The sequence below is a fragment of the Pseudomonas sp. SORGH_AS_0211 genome (assembly GCF_031453455.1).
Classification (GTDB): domain Bacteria; phylum Pseudomonadota; class Gammaproteobacteria; order Pseudomonadales; family Pseudomonadaceae; genus Chryseomonas; species Chryseomonas aestiva.
The window spans coordinates 2197085-2210226 of sequence record NZ_JAVIZV010000001.1 but is presented as its reverse complement, the minus strand read 5'-3'; the positions used below and the strand labels follow the sequence as shown (position 1 = coordinate 2210226).

The window sequence follows — 13142 nt, the reverse complement described above, 5'->3', positions numbered from 1 at the left end:
ATTTCAGTACCTGGGGTCAAGGCGCCTCTGGCCCAGAGGTCGCATCCGGCACCGCCGCCCGCCCCAGCAACTCCTCCAGAATACTCAGGCGAAATTGCCGCTGCAGCGTCACCGCATAGAAGCGTTCGGCGATCTCGGGGACTTCGGCGTAGAGCTGCAGCGCGCCGCTGCGCAGTTCGTCCTGCACCACCACGGCGGGCAGCAGGGCCATGTCGCCGGAGTCGCGGGCCAGCAGGCGCAGCAGGGCCATGTCGTCGACCTCGGCGCAGATGCGCGGCGTCAGCCCCTGGCCGCTGCAATAGACGTCGAACTGGCTGCGCACGTCGCTGCTGCGCCCGGGCACGATCAGCCGTGCCTGTTGCAGATCCCGATGGACGTCGAAGGGACGGCTGTCCTGGCGGGGCGGGCCGATCAGGCACACCGGCTGGCGATGGAGCAGGCGGCATTGCCAGGTGCGCTGGCTGTCGGCGCTCACCGCCTGGTTGGTCAGCACCACGTCCAGCTTGTGCAGGGCCAGGCGCTCCAGCAATTCGTCCACGCTGCCGGATTCGAGCGTCAGCACCAGGTCTTCACGACCGAGGAAGGGGCGCAGCAGGTTCTCCTGGAAGTTGCGCGAGAGGGTCGCCACGGAGCCGATGCGCAGGGTCTGGTTGGCTTCCTGGGTGTTCTGCAGGGTGTCCTGCAATTCGCTGCCCAGGGCGAAGATGGTGTCGGCGTAGTCCAGCACCAGCTGCCCGGCTTCGGTCAGCCGCAGACTGCGTCCGGAGCGGATGAACAGGGGGTGGCCAAGCTGGTCTTCCAGCACGCGGATCTGGGTGGAGAGGGCGGACTGGGAGACATGCAGCGCCTCGGCGGCGCGGGTGAGATTGCCTTCCTTGGCGACGGCCCAGAAGTAGTGCAGGTGATGGAAATTGAGTCGGCGCATGTTTCGTTCTTCAAGAGTGAACGTTAGGTTCTGATCAATCTATTTTAAATAATTCGTACACATCCGGACACTGTCGGTATCTGGTGTTCATGGAGTGTGCACGATGTCTAGCCTGCTGTTTTCCCTCGCCCCACTGTTGCCCTGGGTCTATGCCCTGGCGCTGTTGCCCGCGGTCTTCCTCGCTGCACCGAGCCGCCTCTGGGTACCTGCGCGGGTCGCGGGTTATCTGGGTGTCTTCCTGGTGCTGGCGGCCTGGCTACAGGCGCTCGTCGGCACCCAGCACCCTGATCGCCTCGGCCTGGCGATGGCCGGACTCATCAGCCTGCTGGCGCTGGTGATCATCGAGTATTCCCGGCGCTATCTGGAGGGGGAAGCCGGGCAGCGGCGCTATGTGCTCGCGCTGCTGGGCACCCTGGCGGCGGTGGCCACGGTGGTCACCAGCGGCAACCTCCTGTTGATTGCCGGGGCGTGGATCCTGTCCAGCCTGTGCCTGCACCAACTGCTGACCTTCTACCGCGAGCGCCCGCAGGCCGTCGTCGCGGCCCACAAGAAATTCCTCGCCAGCCGCCTCGCCGATGTCAGCCTGCTGCTGGCGATCCTGCTGCTGGTGCAGGCCGGCGATAGCAGCCAGCTCTCGCTTATCCTCGCCGCGGTGAACGCCCAGGTGCAGGCGGGGGGTGTGCTCGGCTGGGAGCTGCAGGGCGCGGCGCTGCTGCTGGCGCTGACGGTGATTCTGAAGTCGGCCCAATTGCCGGTGCATGGCTGGCTGATCCAGGTGATGGAGGCTCCCACGCCGGTCTCGGCCCTGCTGCATGCCGGGGTGGTCAACCTGGGCGGCTTCGTGCTGCTGCGCTTCGCCCCGCTGTTTTCCGCCGCGGTACCGGCGCAGAGCCTGCTGGTGCTGGTCGGCGGCCTGACCGCGGTCCTGGCCGCGCTGGTGATGATGACCCGGATCAGCATCAAGGTCCGCCTGGCCTGGTCGACCTGCGCGCAGATGGGCCTGATGTTGCTGGAGTGCGGGCTGGGGCTGTACGAACTGGCGCTGGTGCACCTGCTCGCCCATTCCCTCTACAAGGCCCATGCCTTCCTGGCCGCGGGTGAGACGGTCGCCCACGCCCGCCAGCATGCCCTGCAGCCGCAGGCCGCGGTGCTCGAACTGGGCGGGCTGTTGCGCGCACTGCTGGTGGCCGCGCTGATGCTGACGCTGCTGCAAGGGCTTTGGGCCTGGCTGCTGCCCAGTCATGCGCTGCCCCTGGTGGCCCTGACGCTGCTGGCGATCGGCCTGGCGCCCTGGACCCTGCGCCGCGACCAGCCCGCCTATGGCTTGCTCATGTTCGGCCTGCTGCTCGGCGCTTACCTGCTGTGGCATCAGGCGGCCGGCTGGATCCTCGGCCAGCACCTCGCCACGGCGCCGCTGCCGCTGGCCCTGGTGGCGATGGTCATGCTGGTCGGTCTCTATCTGCTGCAGGGCCTGCTGCTGGCCCGGCCGCGCGGCGCCCTGGCGCAACGTCTCTACCCGCTGGCCTTCGCCGGCTTCTACCTGGATGAGCACTTCACCCGCCTGACCTTTCGCCTGTGGCCGGCGCGTGCGCCCCAGCCCCTGAACGCCACCCTTGGAGACCACGCATGACCGTCCTTGAAACGCTTTCCAGCCTTTACCCGGCGTTGCACGAGGCGGCCCGCCAGGCCTGTGCGCGTATCGCGCCGACCTGGCCGCTGGACCGCATGATCGCCGTCAACCCGCTGTGGGAACGGCGCGATCAGGCCTGGCAGAGCGTGGCCGCGCAGCTCTGGCAGCGCGCCGGCAGCCGCCTGACCCTGGGCGCCGCCGACTATCGCCAGGCCTGGCAGGACGGCCGCATCGCCGAACGCCATCTGCAGCAGGCGCTGGCCGAGCAGGGGGAATCCTGCAAGCCGGCAAGGCTGCTGGAGGTACTGGACGCCCCCGCTGAGGTCTGCCACGGTCTGCCGCTACTGGAAGACCTGGCCGAACCGGGGATTCCGCTCCCGGGCTGGCCGGCGCTGATCACCCACCAGATCGGTCAGAGCTGCGCGGCCTGGTTCGATCACGAACAGGCGGACTGGCATCCGCCAGAGGGTGGCGGGCTCTATCAGACCTGGCGCGCCAGTCTGCTGGCCGACCGGGGCCTGAGCATCCTCAGTGGCTGCCAGGATCTGCATCAGCGGATCGCAGCGTTGCCGGCGCAACCCCAAGATGCCCTGGAGGCGGCGGTCGAACACCTGGGACTGCCGGCGCAAGACTGGGCCGCCTGGTTCGACTGCCTGCTGCTGCGCAACCTGGGCTGGGCCTCCTGGTGCGCCTATCGGCGCTGGCAGGCCCGGCTGCAGGGCGAGGACGACCAGACCTTGCTGGAGCTGCTGGCCATCCGCGCGGCCTGGGAGTGGCTGGTGGATGATCGCCGGCGCGGTGCCGATAGCCGGTGGCACAGTTGGCGTGCGGCCTGGCAGGCGGCCCTGCAGCAGGCGCCCTCGGCCAATTGGCGGGCCCTGCAACTCTGGCAGCGTGCCGACGAGCTGGCCTGGCAGGAGCATCTGCAGCAGACGCTGTGCCAGCGCATCCCGGCAGCCGTGCCCCCGACGCCGCTGGCCAAGCTGTTCTTCTGCATCGACGTGCGTTCCGAGCCCCTCAGGCGTGCCCTGGAGCAGACCTGTCCGGCACTGGAAACCGGTGGCTTCGCCGGCTTCTTCGGGCTGCCCATCGCCTATACGCCGCTGGGTACCGGGGCCACGCGCCCGCAGTTGCCGGGCCTGCTCGCGCCGCAGCTGCAGGTAAGTGACGGCAGTGGCGATGCCACCCGGGATCGCCAGCTGGCGCAGGTGCGTCAGGGGCGTCTGGCGCGGCAGGGCCGCTGGCGGCTGTTCGAGCGGCTGCCGGCCTCGAGCTTCACCCTGGTGGAAAGTGTCGGGCTGGGCTACGCCGGGGCGCTGCTGGGACGGACCTATGGCCTGGCGGGTGGCGCGCCCTCGCCCGAACTCAGCGCCTGGCGCCGTCACGAACGGCAACAGTTGCAACCACAGCTACCGGCGATGTCCCGGCTGCAGCAGGTCGACCTGGCCGAGCGCATTCTCAAGGCCATGGGGCTCGACGGGCCGGTGCCGCCCCTGTTGGTGCTGCTCGGCCATGGCAGTCAGAGCGCCAATAATGCTCAGGCAGCGGGTCTGGACTGCGGTGCCTGCTGTGGCCAGAGCGGCGAGATCAATGCGCGGCTACTGGCCGGCCTGCTCAACGAACCCGAGGTGCGCGACGGGCTGCGGGTGCGCGGCCTGGACCTGCCGCCGCACTGCCAGGTGCTGGCCGGGCTGCACAACACCACGACGGATGAGGTGCAGGTCTTCGGGTACGAGGGGCTTCCTGCAGCGCTCCAGCCCAGCTGGCAGCGCCTGCGGCGGGCTCTGGACACCGCCAGCGCCGAGGTGCGGCGGCAGCGGGCGGGCAAACTGGGCCTGGCACCGCTGCCGGGACAGCCGGACAGATTGCTCGGGCAACTGCGCCGGCGCGCTCGGGACTGGGCGCAGACCCGGCCGGAATGGGGCCTCGCCGGCAATGCCGCCTTCATCGCCGCGCCGCGGGCGCGCACCCACGCGGTGGACCTGGAGGGTCGCGTCTTCCTGCACGACTACGATTGGCGGCAAGACCAGGAGGGCAGGGTGCTGGAGCTGATCATGACGGCGCCCATGGTGGTGGCGCACTGGATCAACCTGCAGTACTTCATCTCGACCACCGACAACCTGCGCTTCGGCAGCGGCAACAAGTTGCTGCACAACGTGGTGGGCGGCCATATCGGCGTGTTCGAAGGCAACGGCGGCGACCTGCGCATCGGTCTGGCGCGCCAGTCGCTGCACGACGGCCAGCAGTGGATGCATCGTCCGCTACGCCTGCACGTGGTGATCGAGGCGCCGCGCGCGATGATCGATCAGGTGATCGCCAGCCATGCCGTAGTGCGCGATCTGGTGCGCAACGGCTGGCTGTACCTGCTGCGTCTGTATGGCCAGCCGGCTTGCCTTGAGGTGCGTACGGCCGGGGGATGGCAGCCCTTGCCCAAGGTCTGACGCTGGCCGGCGCCAGGCCGCCCGAGGCTTCAGGCAGTCTGGCATGGCAAAGCTGAAGTCCGTGGCCAAGGGATCGACAGCGCGTGCTAGTAGGTCAGCAGTCGCTGCTCCAGCAGTGGAAGGATCACGTCGCGGGTCAGGGGCGCCAGCGGCAGATCGCCGGGCCCGTCTACGGCTACCCACACCGCCTCTTCGATTTCGGCGGCGGGTACCGCCTGGTCGCCCGCGCCCATGGCTACCTGATACAGCGCGCAATCGACCCTGAAACCGGGTTCATTGGCGGCCGGCGCCTGGAAGTTGCCGAGAAAGGTCGCAGCCTCTGCCGTGATGACCAGGCCAAGCTCTTCCCCCAGCTCGCGGATCAGGGCCTCCAGGGGTTGCTCCCCCGGATCCACCTTGCCGCCCGGTTGCATGAAGGCGGTGGTGCCCCGCTTGCGTACCAGCAGCACCTGCTGGCGTTCGTTCAGGAGGATGGCGGCGGCGATGTGCAGGGTAGGGGTCAAGGTGAGCGTCCCGGTCAAGGTGGGCGGGTCACCGTGCCGTGAAGCGAGCGAAAAGGCAATTGTCGGTGGTCCTGGTCCAACTCACCATGAGTGCCTGTGGTGCCTGTCAGAAGTCGAGGGCATCGAACAGGGTCCTGAACGGCTCGCCTTTGGGAAACCGGCTCATGGACAGGTGCGCCTCCTGAAACCAGGACTCATCGGCTTCGGGATGGGGGCCGCTCAAGACCACGACGCCTGCGCCAAACCGGTAGCGCGCCGCAGCGATGTCACCATTGCCATAGCTGCCGATCACGCGAAAACCGTCGCCCGATCCAGGCGGTAGATAGGGGCCATCCTGGAAGAACACCTGATCTTCACGACCGCCCCACCTCAAGAGCACCACGCTGTCGTCTGTGGAGGTGACCGGAAAGCCCGGGCGGCCAACCTCCGAATCCAGCTCGGCATCGAGCAGGCCGAGATTGGCGGCATCCGCGAGGTAGGCGCCCATGCAGATCCCGAGATACTGACCACCCTGGGCGACATAGGCGCGTATGGCAGCGATCCTGTCCTTGCCCAGACTGGCCAGGGCAGCCGGTATGTCCTGACCACCCCCCGGCTGGACGTAGGCTTCGTAGCGTTGCAGGTTTGCACTGGAAACATCCAGGCGTTCGTCCGGGCCGAGAAAATCAACCTGGTAGGCCGACCCAAGCCGTTCGATGGCATCCCTTACCGCCTCGGCACAACCCTCGCACGTGGCCGGACCTCGATAGATGGCGATCCGTATCACGTCGGCCTCGTCGAGGTCGACCAGGCCGAGCACGGTGGACAGGAAGGCCAGCAGCAGAATCATCGAGACGCCGAAGGAACGCATGGCCAAGGCTCGTGAAATGTCCTGGAAGCTGAGACGTTTTCCCGTGGATCGACGAAAGGAGAGGTCGCGTCGGTCTCACAGATCGGTATGCAGTGAATAGCCATTGAAGCCGGCGGCAAACAACATGGCGCCCCAGAGAAAGAAGTCGGTTTGCAGGAACTCACGCTTTATCGAAACCAGCTTTATGCCGTTGTTCAAGGAGACGGTAGGGTCTATGAGCCACCCCACGAGTACGGCCGCCACGCCCAGTATCATGGCGATGAAGCCGATGCTTTTTACGACGTGCCTCACTAGCGTCTCCTTTTGTGTGCGCGCCTTCGGTAGATGGCGCCTGAAAATCAGGATATCGATCGGTAGAACGGCCCGTGTAAAACCTCATGAAGGCCGGTAAACAAGTGTTAACGCGAGGCCATGGGCGACGGGGTCGTAGCGGGTGGAGCGGAAAGATCCGCTTCGCCGCTCCGCTCCCATTCGCCGCCCAGTGCCCGGAACAGGCCGACGTGGGCGATCATCAGCTGCAGCCGGGTTTCGATCAGGGCGTTATCGGCCTGGTAGAGGGTGCGCTGGCTGTCGAGCAGAGTCAGGTAGTTGTCCAGCCCCTGCCGATAGCGCTCGCTCGCCAGCTCGACACTGCGCGCGGTGATGTCATGCAGGCGCTGCTGGGCCGCGAGCTGCCGTCTCAGGGGCGCCTCGGCAACGAGTTGATCGGCCACCTCGCGGAAGGCGACCTGGATGCTCTTCTCGTAGCGAGCGATATCCTGATCGCGCCGCACCTCCGCCAGATCCAGGTTGGCGCGGTTGCGACCGCCGTCGAATAGCGGAACCTGCAATTGGGGGACGAAGCTCCACACCTGATTGCCGAGGTTGAACAGGCAGTCAAGGTCGGAACTCAGGTAGCCGGCGCTGGCCGTCAGGGTGATGCGCGGGAAGAAGGCAGCCCGAGCGGCGCCGATGTTGGCGTTGGCCGCCCGCAGGCGGTATTCGGCCGCACGAATGTCCGGACGGCGTTGCAGCAGGTCGGAGGGCAGGCCCGCCGGGACGGGCAGGTCGAGACCCTGGCGCGCGAGCGGCAAGGGCGCGGGCAGATCGCCGCGCGGCTCTCCGCCGAGCAGCAGGCGCAGGGTGTTGTCTACCTGCGCCCGACTCCGGTCCAGGACGGCGAGATCGGCTTCGGTGGTCTCTAGCGCCGTTTGAGCCTGGGCCAGGTCCAGTGCCGAACTCACGCCGGCAGCATGGCGCTGCTCGATCAGGGCGAGGCCTCGCTGGCGACTTTCCAGCGTACTGCGACTCACGAGCAGTCTCTCATCCAGGGCGCGCTGATTCAGATAGGCCGTCGTCACCTCGGCGATCAGTGACAGCTCCACCGCGCTGCGCGTCTCGCGTTGGGCCAGGTACTCGTCCAGGGCCGCATCGCGCAGATTCCCCAATCGGCCGAACAGATCCAGTTCGTAGGCGTTCGTACCCAACCCGACGCTGTATCTGCTGGCCATCTGGCTACCGCTTCGCTCCTGATCGGTGCGCGAGGCGCTATCCAGGCTCCCGGTCCGTTCTCGCGTCCGGCTTGCGGTGGCACCCAGTTCGAACATGAGGTCGGCACGGCTGATGCGATAGCGGGCGCGCGCTTCCTGGATATCCAGCGCGACCAGCCGCAGATCCCGATTTCCGTCCAGGGCCTGATCGATCAAGGCGTGCAGGTGCGGGTCGGCGAACAGGCTTTGGCGGTCAGGCGACAGGTCCGTGGACGCCGTCAGGACGGGATAGCGCTCCGGGACCGGCGGCTGCGGTCGTTCATGGCGGGGTGCCAGGGAGCAACCCGCGAGCAGGACACTCAGGGCCAGGACGGTCACTCCAGTCAGGACGAGCTTGCCTGCCGCGAGCTGTTTGCCCAAGGACAGGGATGGGTGGCGGGGCCGAGCCAAGGTGCGTGATGGCATCAGGATCCGCTTTTTTCCGGCTTGGCAGTAAGGGAAGAGTGGGTAGTGAAACATCGTACGTCCTCGTGGAGAACGCCATGGTAGAGGGCCCGCCTGGGCGGCCTTGTAAAGGTCTGTAGGTCTCTTGTGAAAGAGTGTTAAGGGCTGCCCTTGAGGGCTTGGCGCTCCGTTATGCTCGCCGCCTCCTTGCCCTGGGACCTACCTGTGAAACTCTTTTTCAACGTCGAAAACGTCACCATCCCCGCCGCGCCGGTGGCCACCGATCAGCGTCGCCGATGCGCGTTCGTGACCTTGCCTGGCCCGCACCAGGAAGGCGCGGGCTACGGCTCGTGCTGGCCGTCGTTCAAGCTGGCAAAACGGTCCGGACGCGACCCTCAGGTAAGACCTCGCCGCGGCGTCGAGTCCTGCTAGATGCTCAAGATCTTGATAAGGCTCTACTGCGTGCTGCTGGTGACCTATGGCGCAGCCAGCTATCTGGTCCCGGAAGCCCTGCAGCAGATGTTCAGTGATCGCTATAGCCGCGTCAGTCTGGAGCAGATGAATGGCCCGCTGAAACTGGTGGAGCGAACCTTCGTGGAAACGCCGCTCGCCCGCTGGCCGGCGCTGCTGGCTGAGCTGAACGCCGACATCGCGCCCGTCACCTTGCAACTGGGGCTACAGACCGATCCCCAGTTGACGAGCGCCGAGCGCCACCGTTTGGCCAAAGGCGAACGACGCGTCCGCCTGACCGACGATGGCGATCCCAGCGTGGCCTTGATCCCCCTGCCGGGCGGGCACGTCCTCTGGGTCGGCTTCGCCGAGGTTCCGACCGACATAGCCCTAACGTATTGGGCCATGAACGCCCTGATCGGTGCGGCGCTGCTCATCTGTCTGTATGTCTGGCTGCGACCGCACTGGCGCGATCTCGAGCGGCTCAGGCGCACGGCGGCGCGCCTAGGCAAGGGGCATCTGCAGGAGCGTACCGCGATCTCGCCGCGCTCGGACATCGGCCAGCTGGCGCGGGCCTTCGATGACATGGCCCAGGATCTCGAAACCCTGATCGTCCAGCAGCGCGACCTGCTCAATGCGGTCTCCCATGAGCTGCGCACGCCGCTGTTCCGTCTGGAATTCGGCCTGGCCCTAATGCAGGCCGACCCGCTGCCCGCTGAAACACAACGACAGCTGGAGCAGCAGGTTCGCCACGTGCGTGAACTGGATGCGCTGGTGAACGAACTGCTTTCCTACGCCCGCCTGCAGTCCAGTCAGCAGCCACCCGAGCGTCAAGCACTCAAGCTCGGTGCCTTCCTGGACAGCGTCCTGGCGGATTTCGGCGAGGAACAGGAAAGGCGTGGCGTCACCTTGAGCCTGGACATGGCCGCTGCGCCCGAGCAAGCCCTCTTGGCACCAAGACTCACGGCGCGCGCGTTGCAGAATCTGATTGGCAATGCCCTGCGCTATTGCCAGCGTGGGGTCTGGCTGACCGTTCGCCACGACGCCGACGCTCTGTTGATCACTGTCGAGGACGATGGCGAGGGTATTCCGCCGGGCGAACGGGAGCGGGTGTTCGAGCCCTTCTATCGCCTGGATCGCAGTCGGGATCGCGCTACCGGAGGCTTTGGCCTGGGGCTGTCGATCAGCCGTCGCGCCATAGAAAAGCAGGGCGGGCAGCTGGCGCTGACGCAAAGCGAAAGAGGTGGCGCACGCTTTGACATCCGGCTGACCGACGCCCTCGCGTCCTGACCAGCAGCAGCCCAAGGCCTCCTTGGCACCCGATGACGCGGACCCGAGTCCGCTCCTTCCTCTGACCGACCTGAAAGCAAACAAATGTCCAGTTCCTCTTCTTCCCCACGGTCGCCGGCTGAAACCGAGACCCTCGACGACTATGGCAACCTGGCCAGGCGTCATGTCACGTTCGCGCGGATTCTCGAACTACTGGCTCCGCATCGGGCCGCACTTGTGCTGGTGGTGTTGCTGATCGCGGTCGCCGGGATCAGCGGCGTGATCAGTCCCTTCCTGATCCGCAGCATCGTCGACGATGCCTTGCCGGCAAAGGACCTGACGCTGCTGGTCTGTCTGGCCGCCGGTCTGGTCGGGGTGGCGCTGTTCAATGCCATCGCCAACCTGACCCAGACCTATGTCGCGGTTCGGGTGGGCCAGAGCGTCATGCACGACCTGCGGACCCGCCTGTACGGCCACCTGCAGAACCTCTCGCTGGGGTTTTTCGCCGGTACCCGCGCGGGCGAGGTGCAGGCGCGCCTGTCCAGCGACATCGCCGGTCTGCAGACCCTGTTGACCCACTCCGCTACGGATCTGGCGAGGCATCTGAGCGTCGTGGCGGCGACCCTGGTAGCGATGCTGTTGCTGGACTGGCGCCTGGCATGTGTGTCCTTCGCCGTCATTCCCCTGCTGGTCTGGATCAATGGCCGCGTCGCTCAGCTGCGGGAGCGAGTGACCTACCGGCAACAGGAGCAGGTGGCGGACCTTTCCGCCAACATCGCCGAGTCCCTGTCGGCCGGCGGCATCATCCTGTCGCGTACCCTGGGCCGCGTGCACTATCTCGTGCAGCGCTTTCAGCGTGACTCCGCGCAGCTGGCGCGCCTGGAAACCCAGGCCAGCACGGCGGGACAATGGGAATTCGCGCTCGTCTTCCTGGCGCTGGATCTCCTGCCGGCGCTGACCTTCCTGGGCGGCGGTCTGTTCATGGGCCTGGGGCTGCAGGTGTCGATTGGCACCCTGGTGGCCTTTATCGCCTTGCAGGAGCAATTGCTCTGGCCGCTGCTGGAGATCTTTGAAACGCGGATCGAATTCGCCAAGGGACGCGCCTTGCTGGCGCGGGTGTTCAGCTACCTGGATACGCCGGCGACGGTCGTCGAGGCCAGCTCACCGACGAATCTTGCGCGGCAGGATTTCCAGCAGGGCATCCGTTTCGAGAACGTCGGTTTCGCCTATGGCGACCGCGTCGTACTCAGGGATCTGACGTTCGACATACCGGCCGGAAAGCACACGGCGCTGGTTGGCCCCACCGGCTCTGGCAAGACCACCATCTCCTATCTCCTCGCGCGCCTGTACGACGCCGATCAGGGCTGTATCCGCTACGACGGCATCGATATCCGCGAGCTGAGCTTTGCGACGCTGGCCAGCCTGGTCGGCATCGTGACCCAGGATACCTTCCTGCTCAACGCCAGCATCGAAGCCAACCTGCGCTTCGCCAAGCCCGACGCAAGCGAGGCGGAACTCTGGTGGGCGCTGGAAAGGGCACAGCTGGATGCCACGGTGCGAAGACTTCCCGAGGGGCTGGGTGCCGGTGTCGGTGACCGGGGGTATCAGCTGTCCGGTGGCGAGCGCCAACGTCTGTCCCTGGCGCGTATGCTGCTGCGTGATCCACCGATCATTGTCCTGGATGAAGCGACCAGCGCCCTGGACAGCAACACCCAGGCGGCGATGGCCGCAGCCCTGGCCTCGTTGCAGGGGCCGCGGACCCTGATTTCCATCGCCCATCGCCTCAGAACCGTCAGGCAGGCGGATCGGATTCTGGTCATCCAGGCTGGGCAACTGGTGGAGCAGGGCACTCATGAAGAGTTGATGAAACAGGGTGGACTCTATGCGGTCATGGCACTGAATGCCTGAATGCCTGAATGCCTGAATGCCTGAATGCCTGAATGCCTGAATGCCTGAATGCCCCTTGGCAGATGAGCGCGCGCTCAGCGCATCGCCCGAAAGGCTTCCCGCAGGTGCGCCACGAACTGCTGCGGATTTTCCATCGCCGCGAAGTGCCCGCCCTGATCGGCTTCCGCGAAGAACCGCAGATCGGCGAAGCGCCGCTCGGCCCAGCGGCGCGACAGCCGCAGTTGCTCGCCAGGGAACATGCTGACGCCCGCGGGCAGGGGCAGCGGCGCGCTGGGCATGCCGTTCGCCAGCTCGCGCCTGGCCTCCCAGTAGAAACGTGCCGAACTGGCGCCGGCATTGGGCAGCCAGTAGAGCATGATGTCATCGAGCAGATGATCCAGCGGCAGGACGCGTTCGGGTTCGCCCGCGGTGTCCGAGACGTCCTGGAACAGGGCGTAGATCCAGGCCGCCAGGCCTACCGGCGAGTCGGCCAGGGCGAAGCCCACCGATTGCGGGCGGGTGGTCTGCACCTTCATGTAGCCCGAGTATTCGCGCTCGTAGCGGGCGGCGTCGGCGAGCATCCGCTGCTCGTCCGGCGTGGTCGCCGCGACCTCCTGGGCAGTGGGCTGGAACATCACCATGTTCAGGTGCACGCCGGCCAGGCCCGCCGGGCGCATATGGGCCAGGGCGGTGGTCACCGCGGCGCCCCAGTCGCCGCCCTGGGCCAGCCAGTGATCGCCGTAGCCGAGTCGGCGCATGAGTTCGATCCAGGCCAGGGCGGTACGGCCCACGCCCCAGCCAGGCTCGCTGGGCTGGTCCGAGAAGCCGAAGCCGGGTAGCGCGGGAATGACCAGGTGAAAGGCGTCCGCGGCTTCACCGCCATGGGCGATCGGATCGCTAAGCAACCCTATCACCTCGCGAAACTCCAGCACCGAACCTGGCCAGCCATGGGTGAGCAGCAGGGGTGTAGCCGTCGGTTCAGGAGAGCGCACATGCAGGAAGTGGATGCCGAGGCCGTCGATCTCGGTACGGCTGCTGCCCCACCCGTTCAGCAGGGTCTCGGCCGCCCGCCAGTCGTAACCGCCGCTCCAGCGTTCCACCAGGGCTTGCAGGCGCTCCCGTTGCGGTCCCTGACTGCCATCGCTGACCGTCTCGCGGTCGGGCCAGCGCGTGAGTCTGAGTCTTGCTGCCAGCCCGTCGAGCTGGGCTTGAGGCACGCGGATAGGAAAGGACTGGATGAGATCGGTCATGGAGAGCCTCAAGGAAGGGCGCAG

At 66.6% G+C, this 13142-nt stretch carries 10 protein-coding genes; 4 read left to right on the top strand and 6 right to left on the bottom strand.

What is annotated here, in order from left to right; all coding sequences use genetic code 11:
- Positions 1-16: 16 nt before the first annotated feature.
- Positions 17-925 carry a LysR family transcriptional regulator gene (locus QE393_RS10310; RefSeq protein WP_310043303.1) on the bottom strand — a complete coding sequence of 303 codons (909 nt, stop codon included), beginning with the start codon at positions 923-925 and terminating at the stop codon, positions 17-19.
- Positions 926-1028: 103 nt separating this feature from the next.
- Here QE393_RS10310 and QE393_RS10305 point away from each other — a divergent pair, with 103 nt between their 5' ends.
- Complete coding sequence (locus QE393_RS10305) at positions 1029-2555, top strand: NADH-quinone oxidoreductase subunit L (RefSeq protein WP_273806146.1); 1527 nt, start codon at positions 1029-1031, stop codon at positions 2553-2555.
- Positions 2552-4996, top strand: coding sequence for a DUF2309 domain-containing protein (locus QE393_RS10300; RefSeq protein WP_310043301.1), 2445 nt, complete (start codon positions 2552-2554; stop codon positions 4994-4996). The genes QE393_RS10305 and QE393_RS10300 overlap by 4 nt, the downstream gene beginning before the upstream one ends.
- An 86-nt stretch (positions 4997-5082) precedes the next feature.
- Here QE393_RS10300 and QE393_RS10295 read toward each other — a convergent pair whose 3' ends face one another.
- The 4 genes from QE393_RS10295 to QE393_RS10280 form a co-directional block, all read right to left on the bottom strand.
- A complete protein-coding gene (locus QE393_RS10295) occupies positions 5083-5499 on the bottom strand; it encodes an NUDIX domain-containing protein (protein WP_273806148.1) in 417 nt (138 codons plus the stop codon).
- Between the two features lie 106 nt (positions 5500-5605).
- Positions 5606-6349 carry a BPL-N domain-containing protein gene (locus QE393_RS10290; protein ID WP_310043300.1) on the bottom strand — a complete coding sequence of 248 codons (744 nt, stop codon included), beginning with the start codon at positions 6347-6349 and terminating at the stop codon, positions 5606-5608.
- Between the two features lie 75 nt (positions 6350-6424).
- Complete coding sequence (locus QE393_RS10285) at positions 6425-6640, bottom strand: hypothetical protein (protein ID WP_133860929.1); 216 nt, start codon at positions 6638-6640, stop codon at positions 6425-6427.
- 107 nt (positions 6641-6747) lie between these two features.
- Complete coding sequence (locus QE393_RS10280) at positions 6748-8196, bottom strand: efflux transporter outer membrane subunit (protein WP_310043298.1); 1449 nt, start codon at positions 8194-8196, stop codon at positions 6748-6750.
- A gap of 498 nt (positions 8197-8694) precedes the next feature.
- Here QE393_RS10280 and QE393_RS10275 point away from each other — a divergent pair, with 498 nt between their 5' ends.
- Both QE393_RS10275 and QE393_RS10270 read left to right on the top strand, forming a co-directional pair.
- Positions 8695-10002, top strand: coding sequence for an ATP-binding protein (locus tag QE393_RS10275; protein ID WP_310043295.1), 1308 nt, complete (start codon positions 8695-8697; stop codon positions 10000-10002).
- 84 nt (positions 10003-10086) lie between these two features.
- The gene (locus QE393_RS10270; protein ID WP_273806153.1) at positions 10087-11889 is read left to right on the top strand and encodes an ABC transporter ATP-binding protein; all 1803 of its coding nucleotides are present in this window, start codon (positions 10087-10089) and stop codon (positions 11887-11889) included.
- 74 nt (positions 11890-11963) lie between these two features.
- Here the strand turns inward: QE393_RS10270 and QE393_RS10265 are convergent, their stop codons facing one another.
- Positions 11964-13118, bottom strand: a complete 1155-nt coding sequence (locus tag QE393_RS10265; RefSeq protein WP_310043294.1) for an epoxide hydrolase — start codon at positions 13116-13118, stop codon at positions 11964-11966.
- Positions 13119-13142 lie beyond the last annotated feature (24 nt).